We start from the raw sequence: 19692 nt of genomic DNA, 5'->3' as shown, positions 1-19692 counted from the left end.
GCTCACCAGTCTACAACCGTGCCATCGGAAAGCACTGCGTCGCCGGCTATGACATCCAAAGGCTCCTGCTGGAATGGGTGTTTGACCGCTAAGGCTTCGTTAAGCGTGACTCCGAGACCCGGCCGCTCCGGAACCTGCCAATTGCCGTTTTTCCGTTCAATCGGTGAATCAAGGATGTCACCGAACCAGGGAACGGACCCAGACATCTCTTCTTGAATAACAAAGTTTTGGGTGGCTACTGCAAAGTGAAGCGCGGCGACACTAGCAAGAGGACCCAAGGGATTATGCGGTGCTAGACCGATGCCGACCGCTTCCGCCATGGCGGCAATCTTCCGGCCAGCCGTAAAACCGCCGGCGTGGCAAAGATCCGGCTGGGCGATCGCCACGGCACGCTCGCTAAGCAGGTTTTCGAATTCACGGATATCGACCAGACGCTCCCCACTGGCTATTGCCACAGGAGATCGGCTCGACACCATCTTCATAGCGACAGTGTCGCCCGGAGGAACAGGCTCTTCAACAAACAGTGGCCTTTGGGCCGCGATAGCATCAATATAGGCAAGTGCCGCCGCGCCGGAAGCGGGTCGGCCATGGAAATCAACCATGATCTCGATATCCTCACCCACGGCCGAACGGACGTCTCTCATGATCCGGCCGAGCATATCGATGTCTTTAGTCGCCGCAGAATAATGAGTGTAGGGCACGCAGACGATTTTGAATGCTTTGTAGCCGTTTTCGACTACTTTTTTTGCCTGCTCCACTACGGCTTCTGATGACAGCGATCGGTAAACCGACTTCATGTCACCCATGCCCAAATGCGTATAGACCTTCACCTCATCGCGCGTGCGACCGCCCAAGAGTCGCCATACGGGGACATTCAAATCCTTGCCCATTATATCCCACAGCGCGATGTCGATCCCGCTGATCGCCGACATTCCGATCGCGCCGAGACGCCAGAAGGAATGCTTGGTCAGAATTTGGAAGTTGCGCTCGATATCGCGAGGGTCTTTCCCGATCAGAAGCGGCTTTAGGTCTTCAATAGCCGCAGCGACAGATCTTGTCTTCCATTCCAGCGTCGCTTCACCCAGGCCATAAAGGCCGGGTTCGCTGGTATCCACCCGAACGAAAACCCAATTGCGCATTCCCGCGTTTACAATGGTCGTCGAGATGTCGGTGATTTTCATAGACAAACCTTACTTACTAGATATTTGGGCTGGCCACCCAAGACAAATGGATAATGCGGTCCAAAAATATTTCTTGTCCGTTGTTTTGAATAGGTCTCAATAATTCTATTTAGGGCGACTAAACCGTTCCATTTTTGATCTTTGTGATTTTTTCGAAAAGCCAGATACGTTTTATCAGAGCAGATTATTTTTTGGCCGTGAGCTGTGCTTCGATCTCTTCAAGCGACCTATTCTTGGTCTCGGGCACATATTTCGCGATAAAGAGCAGGCCGATGAAACAGAACGCGCCATAACACCAGAAAGTGCCCGCCGCGCCGAGGCGGTTGTTCAGGATCGGGAAAGTATAGGTAACCGCAAAACAGGCTATCCAGAGAGTCGAGACTGCGATTGACATGGCTAACCCCCGAATGCGATTCGGGAAGATTTCCGAAAGAAGAACCCAGGTTACTGGTGCCAAGGACATGCCATAAGCGCCAATAACACCAAGAGTTAGAAGAAGCACGATCGGGCCGGTGATACCTAAGAAGAAGGCGCCGCCAAGGAGGCAATGCAGAATGGCAATCGCGGTGGTGCCAATCATCATGAGAGCACGACGGCCCAAGCGGTCTACTGTCACAGTGGCGAAGAGCGTGAAAATTAGGTTGATCGCGCCCGTGATAACAATGTTGAACATGACGCCGCTAAGATCATACCCAGCGCTTCGATATATCTCCTCGGCGTAGTTAAATATAACGTTGGTTCCACTGCATTGTTGAAGCGTGGCCAGACCAATACCCAAAAGTAGGACACTGAGCATGGCAGGATGAAGTAGTTCTGACCACGAGCTACGACCTTGCCGCTCGTTTCGAAGAGCGACCTCCACATTCTTCAGCTCATCCTCAGCATACTGAGCGCCGCCGATACGTTGCAGAATAGCGGTTGCCTTGTCTTTCTCACCATTTTTGCTGAGCCAACGCGGGCTTTCCGGGACAAGAAACGCACACACAAAAAAGATGAGAGACGGAACGGCGACAGCTGTGAACATCCAGCGCCAACCAAACTGCCCCTGCCAAGACGCTCGGATCGTCTCAGCAGAGGAACCGTCAATGTGCTGACCGGCGATGACCATATTGACCACCTGCGCTCCGAGGATCCCAATAACGATCGTCAACTGATTGAGAGTCACTAGACGTCCACGCCATTGGGCGGGCGCGACTTCCGCAATGTAGGTGGGTGAGACGTTCGAGGCGATGCCGATTGCTACACCTCCGGCGATCCGCCAAATTACAAAGACATCGAAATTATGGGCCCAGCCGGTAGCGACCGATGACACGCCGAAAAGGAAAGCGGCAATGATCAAGAGCTTTTTTCGGCCGATGCCGTCGCTCAGCAAACCCGAAACAATTGAGCCGATCAGGCAACCCATCAGGGCGCAGCTGTTCGCCCAGCCGATTTGTTGCTCCGTTGTTAGGTTGAAATATGGCTCGTAAAAAGGCTTTGCGCCACCTATGACGACCCAGTCATAGCCAAAAAGGAGCCCTCCTAATGCCGCGACCGCCGAAATCATCCAAACATAGCCCATATTGAACTTGTAATTGGATGTGCTGTTATTCGCGCCCGTCGCGCGGTCAGAAACCGTGTGCATATGAGGCATTCATACCTTTGATTACCTTTGGTTGAGTTTTAAGCCGCGGCAAAATTATCCGATGCCCGGCAACCGAGATTGTCTGCGCCGTTCACTCCTTCACTTCCCCGGGGCTGGCTCGAAGCCAAAGGAGGTTACATTAAAGAGATGGCCGTTTACGTCGCCGCCCGTCCCGCGCGCAACGAGCGCCAGATCGTGTATGCCCCGTGCGTTCGGAGCGATACTTGCCATTAGCGTACGGTAACTGGTCGGTCCGCCGGTGAATTCGATCGGCACGCTACCTACCATCGGCCCGCCCGGGTTATCGAGGTGGACCTCCAACACAGCACTGCGCAACCCCACGTTTTCCGAACTCACCTCGACATGGAACCCATTTGCGCCGGTCGCAAAGTCCATTTGATGGAACAGTAGGTATCCGCCAGGCTTCATTTTCATCTGATATTCGCCAGAGAGACCTGGCTCACCTGTAGCACCGGTACGGACATGAAATTCGGCAGCTTCGCGCCGAGGCGCAAACGCATCGAGCGTCAGCACGGAAAATCCAGGCGTACCCAGGCCCTTATCGATTTCGGGGTGAACCGGACGAAAGGTCCCGTCGGGCTCGGTGACCAACTCGGTGAGGGCAACTTGCCGGTGATGTTCCGTATACGGGATCACATCATCGTAAGGCAGGTGATAGGCGAGCAGGTCGCGGCCTTTATAGGTACACATACCTTGCTGGTTGGACTCATGTCCGCCTGGCCAAGGATATATCAGTGTGCGCGCCGGCTCTTGGTCGAATGGGCCAAACATGCTGTCCGAACTCGCGTAGCGAACCAAGGAGCCCTTGGCGTCGCAATGGCCGCCCTTTTCAGGGCCGCTTACTTCCTTATACGCAACCCATGTCAGGACCCAACGACCATGAGACTTGAGCAGGATGGGACTCTCGAAATATTCCTTTTGGTCGCAGGCGTCCGTAATCGGCACTTGTATCTGACGCGGCGCCTCGGCCAACTCGACCATGCTCGGTTTCAACTTGGCGATCCAGACGGATTGTTTATCCGAGTCGCCGGAGCCAAATATCAAGTATTTGTCGCCATCATCTCCATATATCACGGAGGGACTCAAGCCTTCTAATGGCTTTCCATCAACGTTGCGCATAGGCCCATCGAAGACATCTCGGTATGGCCCCGCTAAATTGTCAGCGGTAAAAACGCCAATGTCGAAGCGTCCATAATTCGCCTCTGACGACGAATTCACCCGGAACGGCGCATAGGCGTAGTAGTGGCCGTTGGCTGGAATCCCAGCGTCGCCGTCCCAGAGCGCGCCGCCCGTGTTCCAAGAGATGTCGCGTCCTGTCAGAATCGATCCGTGGTCGACCCAGTGATCGTAGTCCTTCGTACTATAAGCATGATAGGCAAACATGCCCTTGAAGTAATCGTTTCCCCGTTGGAAAACCGCCGTGAATGGGTCTTGCGTCGTGAAGACGTAAAGGGTGTCACCAATCTGGCGGCAGGTCGGGTCTGAATTGAAAAGGTAGCCGGGTGTGATGAGTTTCTGCGCGACAGCAGGCGTCGCCAGCAAGGCGGCTGCCGCGAGCAGAGCACGGGTAACGGAACATTTCTTCATTTGAGCACCGCCCCACGCGACTGCGGGTGACATCCAAGAGCTTCTTCTAATAGGCCGCTTGCACTCAGATACCTGGCAGGCTCACCACAACCGTCTTTCGACGTTTCAAAAAACATTGATTTCCTCTTAGTTCACACAACCTGTATTATACCAGCAACTAAACCTATCATTCTCCAAGTGTCAATCTTATAGGGTTCGCGTTCTTTCCGTACGCCCGTTCAGGCGGCTCTTCGCACAAATATCACTACTCATCCAGATACACCGTCACTTATCAATCCCCACTGGAAAGATCGACACAAACCTATCATACATGTATAGCCATTCTTGTAAGACATAAAATAAACGCAGGTGAGGATTTATGATATCTCCCATTAAAATCGTCATAGTAGGCGGAGGCACGTCTGGATATATGGCCGCGGCAGCTCTCACAGGTCTGGTGAGTCCTTCCCTGGCTCAGGTTCGGCTGATCGAATCGGCGGAGATTGGCACCGTCGGTGTAGGCGAAGCCACACTGCCGCATATCAAAGAATTCAACGACAGTCTCGGCATCGATGAAGCCGATTTCATGCGCAAGACCCAAGCCAGTTTCAAGCTGGGCATCGAGTTTCGCGACTGGGGCAAGCTTGGCAATAATTACATTCATCCCTTCGGGGATTTCGGCCAACCAATCGCCGGTGTCGAATTCCGCCATTTCTGGACCAAGTCCAAACGGCTGGGAATCTCCAGGCCATTAGAAGTCTATTCCTACGCCATTGCGGCCGCCAGAAATATGAGATTTGACTTCCCGTCTGAGGACAGGGACTCGATCAAATCCACTTTTTCCTACGCCTATCATTTTGACGCCTCCCTCTATGCCGCCTTCCTGCGTGAGTTTGCCCAAGATCGAGGCCTTAGCCGCACCGAGGGCAAGGTAATCGGGGTGGCCTTGAAACCGGAAAATGGCCATATCGCGAGCCTGACCCTTCAATCAGGAGAGATCGTCCAGGGCGATCTCTTCATCGATTGCTCCGGCTTCCGTGGTCTCCTGATCGAGGAACAGCTGCACGCCGGTTGGGAAAGTTGGGCGCATTGGCTTCCCTGTGACCGCGCTTACGCCGTTCCAACCGAGCGAAGCGACGACTTTATGCCCTGCACCCGGTCGAGCTCGTTGGAAGCAGGCTGGCAATGGCGCGTACCTCTTCAGCACCGTACCGGAAATGGGTATGTTTATTCCAGCGGGTTCATAAACGACCAGGCCGCTAGCGACCGTCTGATGGGCAATCTTGATGCTACAGCAATGGCCGAGCCTCGGCAGGTACGTTTCCAGGCGGGGCGGCGCAAACACTCGTGGTTTAAAAACTGCATAGGGCTGGGACTGGCTTCCGGCTTTCTTGAGCCGTTGGAATCGACGAGCATCTATTTGGTGCAGATCGCTGTCGCTAACCTGATTCAACTCTTCCCAACCAGGTCGATGGATTCGCGCCTTGCCAAGGAATTTAATCGCCTGATCGACGTCGAATATGAGCGCATTCGTGACTTCTTGATCCTGCACTATCACGCCAATCAGCGTGACGAAGCACTATGGGAATATACACGAAATATGTCCGTGCCCGACAGCCTGACTTACAAGATCGACCAGTTCCGCCACCGCGGCCAGATCCTGCGTCATAAAGACGGCCTGTTCAATCCAGCCAGTTGGTTGGCGGTTCTCACCGGCCAGGACATCATACCGCAAGGGTATGATCGCCTGGCCGACAATCTCGATGAGAGCGCAATCCACGCAAAGATGGATGAGCTGTCTGCGCGAATTGCGGCAAATGTCAGCGAAATGCCGCGCCACGACGAATTGGTGCGCGACTATTGCTTCCTGGCCGCGTCCCGAAAGGCCGAATCCATCATGCTTGGAGCCACACAATGACGCCCCAGTTCGTAAATAAAGTCGTTATCGCTGGCCGGGACGCCGCCTGCTGGCTGACCGCCAACGCCCTCCTACAGGCTTTCGGTCCGACTGGACTTGCGGTTGAAGTCGTAGAATTGCCAAGTCGCCTAAGCCCTCATGACGTTTACGCCACGCTGCCGGCATTGGAAGCGTTCCATAGCATGCTAGGCCTCAACGAGTATGAGATCATGAAGACGGCTTCAGGCGCCTACAGCTTGGGCCAGAGCTTTGCCAATTTCTCGCCTTCGGGGCCGGCTTTTTTTCATCCCTATGGCGCGCACGGTAAGGCGCTGGATCGCCTACCCTTCATCCAGTTGTGGCTGAGGGCGCATCACAGTGGAATGAAAGTCGATTTCGAAGACTTCTCGTTTAACGCCGCCGCTGCAAAGCTAGGGCGCTTCTTCATTCCTAACGATCAGACAGATATGTTCGCTCGCAGCGATTATGCCTATCACCTAAAGGCCGCACCATATGTTCAAAGCCTGAAAAGCACGGCACTGCGCCGGGGTGCAAGCGTACGAACCAGCCGCCACATTGAGGCGATAAGAAACGACCAGACAGGAGAGATCGCCGCTTTGAACCTGAGCGACGGTTCACAGGTGAGCGGCGACCTCTTTATCGACGCGACTGGCCCTGACAGCCTGTTGCTAGGCGGAGCGCAAAACGTCGGCGTGGAAAGCTGGCGCACATGGTTCGGCTGCAATCGTATTATCACAGCATCGGCCGCCGCGCTCCGTCCCCTACCGCCCTATTCCCAGGTCCGCGCTCTGAAGTCGGGCTGCCTGCACATTGCGCCGTTGCAGGACATGACAGGGCTAACTTTCGCATTTGACTCGACGCTGGCGAGTGACGACGAAGCTCTGAACATTGCAGCTATGGCCAGCCAGCTGCGCCTACGCGCTGACGCAGTCGCAGACACGCTGGAACCGGGCCGACGTTCCGTCGCATGGGCCGGCAATGTCGTAGCGATCGGCGAGTCCGCAGCGAACTTCGATCCAATAGACAGCCTCGGCTTGCACGCCATTCACCAGAGCCTGGTCCACTTAATCGGCCTATTCCCCGTCAACGGCAGTGAAGGAACAGAACGCGATGAATACAACCGCATCATGGCGAGCCATTTCGAACGCCTGCGGGATTTCCAGATTAGTCATTTCAAGCTGAACCAAAAGGTTGGCGACGCATTCTGGGACGCCGCCCGCACCGAACCACCGCCGTCCCACCTGGCTCATAAGATCGAGATGTTCAAGGCGCGGGCCCTGATGCCCATGTATGATGACGAAACTTTCGAAATCGACAGTTGGCTCTCCAGCTTTTTGGGTCACGGCCTGACACCGGAGGCGTATGATCCACTTGTCGAGATGTTGCCCGATGATCAACTGATCCCGCTTTTCCAGCGTATGCTCGGCTATATCAAGGACCAGGTCCAGGACATGACGTCGCATGACGCATACCTCGAACTTCATGCTTCAAAAAATTACGCTTGACGAAGATGCCAGACATACCCTCCCCCATTCGCAATATCACCATTGTCGGCGGCGGCGCCGCTGGCTGGATGAGCGCCGCTGTCCTGTCAAAAGTACTCGGCAAGACGAACCATAAAATCACTCTTATTGAATCTGAGGAAATCGGCACGGTGGGCGTAGGCGAAGCCACTATTCCAATGATTTTAATGTTCAATAGTGTGTTGGGCCTCGACGAAGATGAATTCATCCGCGAAACGCACGCCACCTTCAAGTTGGGCATCCATTTCGTTGACTGGAAAGCTGTCGGCCAGTCCTATTTCCATCCGTTCGGGACCTTCGGCGTCGACATGGACGGTATTAATTTTATGCATTTCTGGCAGAGGATGGCGCGGTCGGGCGGGAACCCTGACTATGGCCGCTATAATGCTGAAACAATGGCGGCGCGCGATAATCGGTTCGGCCGCACGCCCAAAACCGATCTAAGTACTATGCCGAAGATCAACTATGCCTTCCAGTTCGACGCCAATCTATACGCGGCCTTTCTGCGCCGATACGCCGAGGCACGTGGCGTGATCCGTCAGGAGGGCAAGATCGTCAAGATCAATCAGCAGCCTGAAACCGGTTTTGTGACGTCACTGGAACTAGACAACGGCAAGGGAATTGATGGAGATTTCTTCCTCGATTGCTCCGGTTTTCGCGGCCTCCTTATCGAAGAAACCTTAAAAAGCGGATATCATGATTGGAGCGAATGGCTACCGTGTAATCGAGCGGCGGCCGTGCCTACCGAAAAACCGGAAGGGCCAATCACTCCCTATACACGGTCGACGGCGCGGGAAGCCGGCTGGCAGTGGCGTATTCCACTACAACACCGCACCGGCAACGGCTATGTATTCTGCAACGAATTTATTAGCGAAGACGAGGCGGTTTCAAAGCTGCTGACGCGGCTAGATGCAAGGCCGCTGAAAGACCCGAAGGTCTTGCGTTTCGTCACCGGCCATCGTCGCAAGATGTGGAATAAGAATGTCGTAGCGCTTGGCCTGGCGTCGGGCTTTCTGGAGCCTCTGGAATCGACCTCGATCCATCTGGTGCAGATCGGCCTGGCAAAACTGCTGGGCTATTTGCCGAGGTTCATCAATAGCTATGTGGCCGAGCAATATAACCGCGAAATGCTCGCCGAATACGAAAACGTAAAGGATTTTCTGATTGCGCACTATCACATCACGCAACGCGAGGATACGCCGTTCTGGAGACACTGTAAGTATATGGGCATCCCCGAGAGCCTACGGGCCCGCCTCAATATCTTTACTGAGACAGGTCAGGCGGCAGTTCAACAAACCGAACTGTTCAAGGAACCGAGTTGGTTCGCCATACTGATCGGTCAAGGCCTATTGCCTGCCACTTATCATCCGGTAGCCGACACAATCACAGAAAGCGAACTCAAACAGCGGCTATCGCAAATACGAACAGGCGTACAGGACCGGATAATGACCCTGCCCAGTCACGACGCCTTTATTGCACAGCACTGCTCCGCGATGACGCGAACCAATTAGGCGAAGACTGTACGAAAACCCCGAGAAATCCCGAGAAATCCCGAAGACTTGCGTCGACAGAAGAACGTGAATGAAGGCAACTAAATGGCCCTTGGCGCCGGTGGACCGGTGCTCGGCGTCCTAGGCGTTTTGGGCAGTCTATCGCGCTTGAGGAGCCATTCCGTTCAAATGCACGCCCAGCTTCGCTATCGCGACAGATTACCCGTTCGATGGCGAAAGGATGGTTTTTGCATTTGCCTCGAGGCCAATTGCCATTCCTGCATCTGCAGGGCGAGCTCAGCCGACGCAACATGGCGAATCTCTCGGCGCACAAGTGCGTTAGCTGAAGCATGGATTGGAGAACATCATAATTTCAGGCCTTCGCGAATGAATATCATCCGGGAAAAATATTGATTGTTTTTGAGGCATTGAAAGGACTTTCCCTAAACAACACGGCTACCACTGTGTAAATTTTACGAAATATAATTGTTTAAATACATTATATTATCAATATTCGACACACATAACCCACTACAATGTCATTGACGGCATAACTATTTTCATCATTTTTACATCATTCAAATGCTTGACATTACATCACAATAGGCGCTTAAAACCAATGCGACCTATCAGACAGGTCAAGCATAATGCAGCAGGTCGCAACCTGCGCAGTACAGGGAAGCCAAATGAGCCAGAGAAACCCGGCGGCGCACAATCCGCTATATGTCGTTGGCGTGGCCGCGACAGCCGCCCTTGGCGGATTGATGTTTGGTTTTGACGTCGCGATTATAACCGGCGCCGGCCCATTTATTGAACAGGCCTTCCAACTTGATCACCTCCAACTCGGCCTTGCTTTCAGTTCCTTGTTATTCGGGTGCGTCATAGGGTGCGCCGTAGCGGGGACATTAGCTGATTTGCTTGGTCGGCGGGCGATTATGCTCGCCGTCGCTCTAGTATTCGCGGCCACGACTGTAGCGACGGGAATGGCGAATGATTTCCCAAGCTTTTTAATCGCACGGTTTCTGGGCGGCCTCGCGGTCGGCGCCGTCTCGCTCGTGGCCCCGATGTACGTCGCTGAGGTGGCGCCGGCCAGGTTACGTGGGCGTTTGGGCGCATCCTATCAAATGGCAGTGGTGACCGGAATTCTGGGTTCTTATTTCATAAACTATGCATTGCGCGACACTGGCCCCGATGCATGGCGTTATATGTTTTACACGGGTGTCGTACCGTCCGCCCTTTTCTTCTTTTTAATGCTAATCAACCCGGAAACACCTCGTTACCTTGTCCTGAAAGGCTTGCATGACAAGGCGCGTCTGGTTTTGAACCGCATTGCTGGCGAGGCCGCCGATGAGGAACTCAATGCTATCGAAAAGGATCTAGCGGAGGTCAAAACCGACAGGACTCCAGCGAGTAAATCTGGGTTGGTCCGCGCCCTCACCGTCAGTTTTTTCCTTGCCATCCTGATCCATCTAAGCGGGATCAATACGATCATCGATTATGCGCCAAGCATTTTCAAATCCGCGGGCTTCGAACTCGACGCCGCCCTCCTCTCAACCTTCGTGGTCGGTATCGCTATCTTCGCGTTCACCATCGTTTCATTTTTCACCATCGATCGTTTTGGGCGTCGCCCACTCTACGTATGGGGATCGCTCGGTATGGCGATTTCCCTGATCGTCATGGTAGGCGCAGTGCTGACCGGCCATTTCAGCGGCATGTTCGTTCTGACTTTCATTGTGATCTACATAATGTTTTTCAGCGCATGTATCGGTCCTGTCTTCTGGACCCTGTTGCCTGAGATTTTCCCTAATGCGGGACGGGGTAAAGCGTTGATCGTACCCGTCTTGACACAATGGGTAGCGAACGCTGTCGTCGTGCTCTTCTTCCCCGTTGTCTTTCATAGGCTCGGCCAGGCAGGAACTTTCAGCCTGCTCGCAGCGGCCTGTATTGCTCAGGCATTATTCTTCCATTTCTTCGTCCCGGAAACGCGCAACCGTTCTCTGGAGGACATCGCAAACGCTTGGAATGGTCCGGTAAAATGATCAGTCTTTTCGGCAAAGAATATTCGCGCCGCGCTCTGGCGGCGCACACCGGACAGTTGTCGCAATTCGCCGGTGTGCGTCTGATGACCTTGGGTGACGGCGTCGAGCGCGGCGTGCGGATGCTGGAGTTCCGCACCGGCTCTGGCTTGCGCTTCACTGTGCTGGTCGATCGCGCGATGGATATTGCCGATTGCGAGCATAATGGGCGCGCTGTCGGCTGGCATTCACCATCCGGTTTCAGGCATCCCGGCCTGCATGACTACGAAGGCGAGAGCGGTTTAGGCTGGTTTCGCTCCTTCTCCGGCCTGATGGTGACCTGCGGCCTCGATCACATCCTGTTCATGGATGAGGACGATGCCAGCCAGTATCATTACAGCGCCCGCAAAACTGTGTCCTCTTCCCTGCATGGCCGGATCGGTACGATTCCGGCGCGGCTGACGGGTTATGGCGAAAGCTGGGATGGCGACGAGTGCACCCTGTGGGCCGAGGGCGTTGTCCAGCAATCGACCGTGTTCGGCGAGGATCTGCATCTGATCCGGCGTATCGAAGCGAAGGTCGGTTCAAACGAGATCCATTTGCATGATCGCGTGGTCAACCACGGATTCTATCGCACGCCGCATATGTACTGCTACCATATCAATGTCGGCCATCCCATTCTGGGTGAGGGCTCCCGCTACGTGGCGCCGATCCGCGATGTGGTCTGGGCCGCCCATGCCGACGATTACCGGAAGCAGGGCGTTGGCTATCGCACCTTGTCCGAACCGAAACTGAACTTCCATGAGCAGGTTTGGCAGCACGACATGCAACCGGATAATGCGGATCGCGTCTGCGTGGCCCTGGTAAACGATAAGCTCGGTTTCGGCATCGAGATCGTAACCAGAAAGAGCCAGTTCCCGGCCATGTATGAATGGCAGAACCTACAAGCCGGCCACTACGCGCTCGGTATAGAACCCTCCACTAATCACGTCTTCGGCAAGCCCTTTGCTAGGGAGCGCGACGAGTTGATCTGGCTCGAACATGGCGACGAGCGGAATTACGAGACACAGCTACGCATCCTCCCCGATGCGGCGGCGGTCACAGAATGCACTGCCCGCATTGCGACCGTCGCAACTCAGCCGGAGGCGGACTATCCGGTCCCCTCCGGCTCTTTTCCCCCGATAAAAAGAACATAGGATCATGGACGGAAAGACTATCCTCTATACCGGCGCGGCGGGCGGCCTGGGCCTGCAAACCACGCTGAACTTCCTGACGCGCGGCGCGACCGTCGTGGCGGTCGATCATGACGACGCCAAGGTTGCCGCCCTGACCTCAGCCGCTGCCGCGATCCCTACCGGCCGACTGCTGGTGACGCGCTCGGATATGTCCGATCTCGAAGGCTTCCGCGCCGATATACGCGCGCGCCTGGAAGAGACCGGTGGCTATGATGTGGTGATCAATAACGCCGCCATCTATCCCTCGAAACCGTTTGAAGAATTCACTATCGAGGACCATCAGAAGGTTCAGCGCGTCAATGTTGACGCCGGCATCGTCGCCGTGCAGGAAGCCTTGCCGGGCATGAAGGCCAGGGGCTTCGGGCGCATCATCAATATCGCCTCGATCACCCTTTCCGGCGGCTGGCCGAACATCTATCCGTATGTCGCCTCCAAGGGCGCGCTGATCGGCCTGACCCGTGCCTGGGCGCGCGAATTCGGCCCTTACGGCGTGACGGTCAACGCCATTTCGCCCGGCGCTTTTCCGACCGACGCCGAGGCCATCAATCCCGATCCCGAAGGCTATAACCGCCACGTCCTGGCCCAGCAGGCGATCAAGCGCCGCGGCCATGTCGGTGATATCGCCAATGCCATCGCCTTCTTAGCCGCCGAGGAAACCGGCTTCATCACCGGCCAGACGCTGAACGTCAATGGCGGCTGGGTGATGGATTAAAAATTCACGATAAGGAATTGAATTAAAATGGGTATCTTAAGCGGCATTCGCGTTCTCGATTGCTCCATCGCCATGGCGGGACCGTTCGCGGCGCAGCGCATGGGCGATATGGGCGCGGACGTTATCAAGGTTGAGCCTGTGACTGGCGAATGGCAGCGTCACGCGCCGGCCGGCGGCGCCTGGGGCAATGAGATCAACGTCTCTTTTCTGTCGCTGAACCGCAACAAGCGCTCGCTGGCGGTTGATCTGAAGTCGGCCGACGGCAAGGCATTGCTGCTCGATCTGGTCAAGTCATCCGATGTCTTTTTGCAGAATTACCGGCCCGGCGTGGCGGCGCGCCTCGGCGTCGATTACGAGACGCTTTCGGCCATCAATCCGAAGCTGATCTATGTCTCGATGTCTGGCTATGGCGAGGACGGGCCTTACAAGAACTATCCCGGACAGGACCTGCTGCTGCAATCGATGTCCGGCGCCATGATGTCGGCCGGCTCGAAGGACACACCGCCGTCACCGGCCGGTCAGTATCTGGTCGATGCCATCACCGCCTATACGGCCTTCGAGGGCGCGCTGGCGGCGCTGTTCCACCGCGAACGGACGGGCGAGGGGCAGAAGGTCGAGGTCAATATGTTAGATGCCATCACCACGATCCAGATGCAGGAATTGTCGGTCTTCACCGTCGGCAAGAAGCCGCAGACGCGCTCATCCGAGCCGCACGCCCACAGCTATATTCGTGCCCCCTACGGTGTCTTCAAGACCAAAGACAGCTATATCACCATCGCCATGGCCAACCTGAAGAAGCTCGGCGAACTGATCGGCGAACCCTTCTTCCTCGATCTCGAAGACCAGACGGATTCGTGGACCTACCGCGATGAAATCTACGCCATGACGCGCATCAAGCTGGAAGAAAAGACAACGCAGGAATGGCTCGATCTGTTCCGTCCGGTCGATATCTGGTGCGGACCGGTCTATGGCTATGAGGATGTCGTCAACGATCCGCAGATCAAGCATAACGGCACCTTCGTCGAATACGATCATCCGACCGAAGGCCGCGTGAAGACGCCGGGCTTTCCGATCAAGTTTTCCAAAACGCCATCAACCGTTGATCGCGGGGCGCCGCGCATCGGTGAACATACGCGGGAAATCCTGGCCGCCGCTGGCAAGTCCGAAGCGGAGATCGACGCCCTCCTGGCGAGCGGCGCGGTGAAACAGGCTAATGTTTAGGGGACTTACATGGGATCATCCGCGCGGCTTCAATGCGCTGGATGCCGCCGCCAAGGCCGCGCCTGAGCTTGGCTTGTCGTGGGCCATGCACGCGTTGGAAGGTTTCGAGACGCACCCTATTGCTGACCTGTGCACGAACTTCGATCTGATCGTGCTCGATCATCCGCATGTCGGCGAAGCGGTGGCGGGTGATTGCCTGCGGCCGCTGGAAGACATCTTCACGCCGGATGAAATCGCCGGCTGGGCGCGGGATTGCATCGGACCTTCGCTGGCCAGCTACCGGTTCGCCGGAAAGCATTGGGCGCTGCCGCTCGATGCCGCCACGCAGGTGATGGCCGTCAGACCCGGATTCGATATTCCACAGACCTGGGATGAGGTGTTGGTCTTTGACGGGCCGGTGGCGTTGTCGCTGGCCGGGCCGCACGCCGCGCTCAGTTTCCAGTCGATCTGCGCCGCGCTTGGCGAACGGCCAGCAACGGCTGATCCCGACGTACTAATCAGCAAAGCCGTGAGCCTGAACGCGCTCGATATCATGCAGCGCCTGACGGATAAATCGCCCCTCAGCGTGCGCGAGAAAAACCCGATTGGCATCCTTCAGCATATGGTTGACTACCGCGATGTCGCCCTGTGTCCATTGATCTATGGCTATGTTAATTACGCCAATGATCTGACCTTCGCCAATGCGCCGCGTGGCATTGGTGGTATCGGAAGCACGCTCGGCGGCACGGGGATCGGTATCTCGAAGCGCTGCCAGATCACGCCACAATTGCTCGATCATCTGCGCTGGCTGATGTCGCCGCAGGCGCAGACCGGCTTTATCCCGGCGAATGACGGCCAGCCGTCCTTGCGCGCTGCCTGGCAGGACGCGGCCGTCAATGCGCGCTGGGGCAATTTCTACCGCAACACCTTCGACACCCTGGAAGCCGCCTATGTCCGGCCGCGCCACAACCGCGCCATCGCCTTCCAGACGGCCGCTTCACAGGCCATCCGCGACACGCTCTATCGGCAGCGCTCGCACGATCAACTGTTGATTCAATTGCAAACCCTCTATGCCGAAACACGAACTCCGGGATCGGAACGTTAATGTCTGAAGAACTCCTCTTTGAAGTGGATGGCCACGTCGCCGTCATCACCATCAACCGCCCGGCCAAGCTCAATTCAATGACGCCGGAAATGGCCTATGCCCTCGAAGCCGCCGTAGCCGAGTGCAACAAAAGCAACACCATCCGCTGCGTCATTGTCACCGGCGCCGGCGAGCGGGCCTTCTGCGCCGGTTCGGATATCCGCACGCTCGACGATTACGCCACGCCGTGGGACTTTCGTAATCGCGGTGATTATTGCGACGCCATCCGCCTGTGCCTCAAGCCTACCATCGCGGCGGTCAACGGCTATGCCTTCGGCGGCGGGCTGGAAACCGCCATGAGTTGCGATATCCGCATCGCCTCGTCAAATGCGCAATTCGCCGCGCCGGAGATCAAGCTCGGCTGGATCGGCGGCGGCGGCATGGCGGCGGGGCTGGTCCATTCGATCGGCGCGTCGAACGCCTCACTGATGATCCTGACCGGCGATGCCATCACCGCCCAGAAGGCCGAACAGTGGGGTCTGGTCAGTGAAGTTTGCGAGCAATCGGAACTTATGACCCGCGCCAGCGCCATTGCCGAAACCATTTCCAGCCGTGCGCCGATCGCTGCCGAAACTGGCAAGCTCAACCTGCGCGCCGCCCACACCATGCCCTATGAAAAGGCCGTGGAATACGAGCGCGACCTGCAAACCATCTGCTTCGCCACCGCAGATGCCCACGAAGGCCGCGCCGCTTTCAAGGAAAAGCGTGTGCCTGTCTTCGGACGGCGTTAGGCTATTTCGCCGGAACGTTTTCTTTCAGAATAATTCGTGTATCTGTCGGCATCAGGGGGGCCAGCGGCTGTGATGTCGCGGCTGCGACAAGTCGCTCTATCGCCTGCTCGGCCATAATTCTAGGATGAGCGTCAATCAACGCGTCGATCGTTCCATCGATCAGGTACTTTCGCGATTCCGGATGAAGTTCGTGCGCGACGAAAACCACATCCCTGGCTAGGCCCATTTCAACCAAGGCTCGTGCGATGCCCATTGATCCGTAACCAATACTGTAGACGGCGGAAAACTTCGCTTCGCTACGCACCATGTCGCTCAATATTTGGAATGCCATATCATCATTCTCACGCACTTCCTGTGTTCTCAGAAGCGTCAGGTGAGGATACTCGTCGGCCAAAATATGCCGAAACCCCATCTCTCGCTCCTCATGTCCCCGATAGGCCAATGCGCCGCTAAACAAAGCAATGTTATGCGGGGATTTATCCAGAAATCGACCGATCAGGTGACCGGCCAACCGACCATTCATTCGATTGTCGGTGCCGACATATCCTTGATGGGGTATGCCAGAAATATCGGTGGCTAAAGTTATAACCGGAATCTTGCTGGCGATAAGGGTGAGGAGGTTTTCCCGCACGCCGATATTGTCTAGGGCTATGAGCCCGATCCCCTGCGTATCGTGACGCACTTTTTCGATGCGCGCCGTTACCTTCTCCGGAGCATAATCGTCAAGCCAATGAAGCCGGATCTTAGGCAGCCGTGCGTGCCGTAAGCTAAGTTGCAGCAATTCTTCGCCAAGTCGCTGCATAAACGCATTGTTTTCGCCTGGCATGATGAAGTCGAAGGTCAATTCGAACTGACCGCCCCCAGGTGCGTGGGCGATGTATCCCAGTTCTTCGGCAATCTGAAATACGTGCGTCTGGGTGCGTGGATGCACACCAGGACGATTATTCAGGACCCTGTCAACCGTCGCCGTAGAAACGCCCGCCTGACGGGCGACATCAACAATATTTGGCTTTAGCGCGCTGAGCTTCTTCATACCATCTGAAATACATCTTTTTTACCTCAAGGCAACCCAGGAATGGCCAATTGTTTTGCGGCAGGCCCCTCTCCCGCTTCATTTCCTGCGGTCACATCGACATAGTATTTTACACCGCTCTTCAGTCCGTCGAAATGATGGTCGAGCTGATTTCCTACGGCAACATCCTGAAGAAAGGGCCCCGTTTCGGACAGTGCAATCCGTACCCGATATCGATCCGCGTCCCGAACCCTCGCCCAACGCACGGTGTAACTATCTGTATCTGTAAGCGGCACTAGAAGGACGGGCGCGACTTGAGGTGGAAAAGCAGGCGGCGGAGGGACTTCATACAACGGGAAGTCAGCTACAGACCCAATTCGAAAGTTGTCGAACTGCACTTTGTTCCAGCCGCTCCCGAGACCTGCCAGACCGCTGAGATGCCTATCGTCAGATTGTTTGAGCACCGATTTACCATCGATCTCGCCCACCAGAACATTCCCCCTCATAATCAAGGCAAGATGATGCCAACTGGTTTGGCGAATTGCAATCTGCCCCTTGGTGACAGGCACGCCCTTTTCACTTGCCAGGAGCTCCCAACGGCCATCCGCGTAGAGCCGGAACTGATACGCCGAGAAGGCTCCGTCCGCGCTCTGGCGGTCCATTCGCCCGACGACCATGGCATATCCGCCTTCTTCCAACAGGACGTCAGCACTGACCGAATAGTTTCGCCAATTGCCGTCACCGATAACGCTTGGCACACCCGTATCGCCCCATCGCCCGTAGTAAAGCCAGGGAACGGGAGACTTCTCTGCTACCTGATGAAGGCACTGACCGGGGCGCAGTGGACACGTCGAAATTTCGAAGGCGCCATTCTGTTCAACAAAATACCGCGTATTCGTGTCCCCCACCAGATAAGATTCGAAATCATCGCTGTAAGGGAACGGAAACGGGCGGTCTGGCGGCGATGAAGCCTGTCCTTTTGCCTGGCCACTAGTTGTGGTCAAACTGTAAACGGCATCGGGTTCAAACACGAAGCTGTATTGCCCCTTGACGGGTGTTAAGGTGGCAACTTCTCGGAACGCGTCTCTACGTGTCGTGCGCCAGATATGAACGTCTTCATTTGACAGTCCTCCCGTCAGGCTGAAGCTCACAGTCTGTGGACGCGTCGCCTTGAGAGTCTCGATGACAACACTATATTCGGCGTTTAAGTGGAGCGAGACATAGCTACCGCCATCAGGCAGCAAACCACTTGCCTGATCTATGTAGCGCCAGCCGGGTTTTGCAAACTGAGTGGTATGAGCAACGACCCACAATGGCGACATGACGTCGAAGTGGCCCGACCAGGGCGACATGGCGCGCATCAATCCTGAATACGCAAGATCAAGTCTATCATAATAGGCGGTGACCGGTGACCAAAGTTGAGTTGAGGTCATCCGCCCCTGGACATAATTGCGGTTCAGTAGCTCAGCATACGCATGGGAAAGTTGGCCATCGGCGCCCCAACTATCGTTCCATGGACCGTCCTCGGATGCCCAGAGCGGTTTTCCCCACTCCTCAGATCGCGCCTGAGCTAACGGCCATTTTGGCGTCTCCGTGCCGCCGCCAACGTATTTCGGATAGTGCGTGGAAATGACATCAATGGCTTTGCGAAGCTCGGGATCATCCTCCATTGCGGATACGATATTCCAGTTATCGACCGTATCGTCGGCAATGATGCGGGTTGTCAGGTGATGCGCGTTGAGGGTCCGCCGGAGAATCTTGATGAAATTGTAGTCGGTGCGGGTTTCATTCCAAATGCCGACGTCATCAATCGTCAGGTGGTGTTCACGCTTAGCGCCTTCAATGAAACTCACGATGTAATCCGCTGCGCGCTGAGAGTTCGGCGGTCCAACCCATGCCGGAAAATTCCATACCAGCGCTGCCAATTTTATATCCGGGTTTCTCTTTTTTGCCTCAGTCATAAGCCACCACTCATAACCGCGACCGTAGTTCTCGTCAGATGCCGACCGGCGATGGCTGGGTTCGGCTCCATCCGTTGAATTGGCGTCTGAACCAATCTCGACCTTAAGCATCTGCAAGGCTGCGCCGTAATTTGGCTTGAAGAGGTAATCAAGTATCGCTGCGCGCTGCGTCTCGGGATAGTTGATCAACAGACGCGACGAACCTCCTGCGCTCGCTGCGCCGATTCCATCAAACACACGGCCAGAAGCTGTTCCATCAAGTGTGACGTTTACATGTGCGTCGCCCTCGATAGCACAAGCGGCGCCCGGCATGCTCAGGAGCGCGAGGATCAGAAATAGATGACGGTACATTGGCGAAT

14 protein-coding genes are annotated in these 19692 nt (G+C 55.7%); 9 read left to right on the top strand and 5 right to left on the bottom strand.

The window, feature by feature from the left end:
- Positions 1-2: 2 nt before the first annotated feature.
- From dgoD to VL130_RS10610, 3 genes are all read right to left on the bottom strand, one after another.
- Complete coding sequence (dgoD, locus tag VL130_RS10620; RefSeq protein WP_325362859.1) at positions 3-1181, bottom strand: galactonate dehydratase; 1179 nt, start codon at positions 1179-1181, stop codon at positions 3-5.
- A 184-nt stretch (positions 1182-1365) separates the two neighbouring features.
- Positions 1366-2805: a sugar porter family MFS transporter gene (locus VL130_RS10615; protein ID WP_325362858.1), complete on the bottom strand. Its 1440-nt coding sequence runs from the start codon at positions 2803-2805 to the stop codon at positions 1366-1368.
- A gap of 99 nt (positions 2806-2904) precedes the next feature.
- A complete protein-coding gene (locus tag VL130_RS10610) occupies positions 2905-4446 on the bottom strand; it encodes a family 43 glycosylhydrolase (RefSeq protein WP_325362857.1) in 1542 nt (513 codons plus the stop codon).
- Positions 4447-4771: 325 nt separating this feature from the next.
- Between VL130_RS10610 and VL130_RS10605 the strand changes: the two genes are divergently transcribed.
- The 9 genes from VL130_RS10605 (at position 4772) to VL130_RS10565 (ending at position 16360) form a co-directional block, all read left to right on the top strand.
- Positions 4772-6310 carry a tryptophan halogenase family protein gene (locus tag VL130_RS10605; protein ID WP_325362856.1) on the top strand — a complete coding sequence of 513 codons (1539 nt, stop codon included), beginning with the start codon at positions 4772-4774 and terminating at the stop codon, positions 6308-6310.
- Complete coding sequence (locus VL130_RS10600) at positions 6307-7815, top strand: tryptophan halogenase family protein (protein WP_325362855.1); 1509 nt, start codon at positions 6307-6309, stop codon at positions 7813-7815. Before VL130_RS10605 ends, VL130_RS10600 begins: the two co-directional genes overlap by 4 nt.
- Before the next feature lie 5 nt (positions 7816-7820).
- Entirely contained in the window at positions 7821-9344 is a 1524-nt protein-coding gene (locus VL130_RS10595; protein WP_325362937.1) for a tryptophan halogenase family protein, read from the top strand.
- A 626-nt stretch (positions 9345-9970) separates the two neighbouring features.
- Positions 9971-11362: a sugar porter family MFS transporter gene (locus tag VL130_RS10590; protein WP_325362854.1), complete on the top strand. Its 1392-nt coding sequence runs from the start codon at positions 9971-9973 to the stop codon at positions 11360-11362.
- A complete protein-coding gene (locus VL130_RS10585) occupies positions 11359-12534 on the top strand; it encodes an aldose 1-epimerase family protein (RefSeq protein WP_325362853.1) in 1176 nt (391 codons plus the stop codon). Before VL130_RS10590 ends, VL130_RS10585 begins: the two co-directional genes overlap by 4 nt.
- Before the next feature lie 4 nt (positions 12535-12538).
- On the top strand, positions 12539-13285 hold the full coding sequence (locus VL130_RS10580) for an SDR family NAD(P)-dependent oxidoreductase (RefSeq protein WP_325362852.1): 747 nt from the start codon (positions 12539-12541) through the stop codon (positions 13283-13285).
- Between the two features lie 27 nt (positions 13286-13312).
- Positions 13313-14506, top strand: coding sequence for a CoA transferase (locus VL130_RS10575; protein ID WP_325362851.1), 1194 nt, complete (start codon positions 13313-13315; stop codon positions 14504-14506).
- Entirely contained in the window at positions 14499-15590 is a 1092-nt protein-coding gene (locus tag VL130_RS10570; protein ID WP_325362850.1) for a carbohydrate ABC transporter substrate-binding protein, read from the top strand. Before VL130_RS10575 ends, VL130_RS10570 begins: the two co-directional genes overlap by 8 nt.
- A complete protein-coding gene (locus VL130_RS10565; RefSeq protein ID WP_325362849.1) occupies positions 15590-16360 on the top strand; it encodes an enoyl-CoA hydratase/isomerase family protein in 771 nt (256 codons plus the stop codon). Before VL130_RS10570 ends, VL130_RS10565 begins: the two co-directional genes overlap by 1 nt.
- 1 nt (position 16361) lies before the next feature.
- Here the strand turns inward: VL130_RS10565 and VL130_RS10560 are convergent, their stop codons facing one another.
- The gene (locus tag VL130_RS10560) at positions 16362-17393 is read right to left on the bottom strand and encodes a LacI family DNA-binding transcriptional regulator (RefSeq protein ID WP_325362848.1); all 1032 of its coding nucleotides are present in this window, start codon (positions 17391-17393) and stop codon (positions 16362-16364) included.
- 26 nt (positions 17394-17419) lie between these two features.
- Positions 17420-19684, bottom strand: a complete 2265-nt coding sequence (locus VL130_RS10555; protein WP_325362847.1) for a hypothetical protein — start codon at positions 19682-19684, stop codon at positions 17420-17422.
- Positions 19685-19692 lie beyond the last annotated feature (8 nt).

This window comes from Asticcacaulis sp. (assembly GCF_035497195.1).
GTDB lineage: Bacteria > Pseudomonadota > Alphaproteobacteria > Caulobacterales > Caulobacteraceae > Asticcacaulis.
The sequence above is the reverse complement of the archived record's forward strand: the minus strand, read 5'-3'. Positions and strand labels throughout refer to the sequence as shown.

Excerpts from the sequence above, each read along its gene's own strand:
- VL130_RS10555 (WP_325362847.1), bottom strand. The coding sequence starts at position 19,684 with ATGTACCGTCATCTATTTCTGATCCTCGCGCTCCTGAGCATGCCGGGC.
- VL130_RS10580 (WP_325362852.1), top strand. The coding sequence starts at position 12,539 with ATGGACGGAAAGACTATCCTCTATACCGGCGCGGCGGGCGGCCTGGGC.
- VL130_RS10610 (WP_325362857.1), bottom strand. The coding sequence starts at position 4,446 with ATGTCACCCGCAGTCGCGTGGGGCGGTGCTCAAATGAAGAAATGTTCC.
- VL130_RS10565 (WP_325362849.1), top strand. The coding sequence starts at position 15,590 with ATGTCTGAAGAACTCCTCTTTGAAGTGGATGGCCACGTCGCCGTCATC.
- VL130_RS10575 (WP_325362851.1), top strand. The coding sequence starts at position 13,313 with ATGGGTATCTTAAGCGGCATTCGCGTTCTCGATTGCTCCATCGCCATG.
- VL130_RS10570 (WP_325362850.1), top strand. The coding sequence starts at position 14,499 with ATGTTTAGGGGACTTACATGGGATCATCCGCGCGGCTTCAATGCGCTG.
- VL130_RS10615 (WP_325362858.1), bottom strand. The coding sequence starts at position 2,805 with ATGCACACGGTTTCTGACCGCGCGACGGGCGCGAATAACAGCACATCC.
- VL130_RS10600 (WP_325362855.1), top strand. The coding sequence starts at position 6,307 with ATGACGCCCCAGTTCGTAAATAAAGTCGTTATCGCTGGCCGGGACGCC.
- dgoD (WP_325362859.1), bottom strand. The coding sequence starts at position 1,181 with ATGAAAATCACCGACATCTCGACGACCATTGTAAACGCGGGAATGCGC.
- VL130_RS10585 (WP_325362853.1), top strand. The coding sequence starts at position 11,359 with ATGATCAGTCTTTTCGGCAAAGAATATTCGCGCCGCGCTCTGGCGGCG.
- VL130_RS10560 (WP_325362848.1), bottom strand. The coding sequence starts at position 17,393 with ATGAAGAAGCTCAGCGCGCTAAAGCCAAATATTGTTGATGTCGCCCGT.
- VL130_RS10590 (WP_325362854.1), top strand. The coding sequence starts at position 9,971 with ATGCAGCAGGTCGCAACCTGCGCAGTACAGGGAAGCCAAATGAGCCAG.
- VL130_RS10605 (WP_325362856.1), top strand. The coding sequence starts at position 4,772 with ATGATATCTCCCATTAAAATCGTCATAGTAGGCGGAGGCACGTCTGGA.
- VL130_RS10595 (WP_325362937.1), top strand. The coding sequence starts at position 7,821 with ATGCCAGACATACCCTCCCCCATTCGCAATATCACCATTGTCGGCGGC.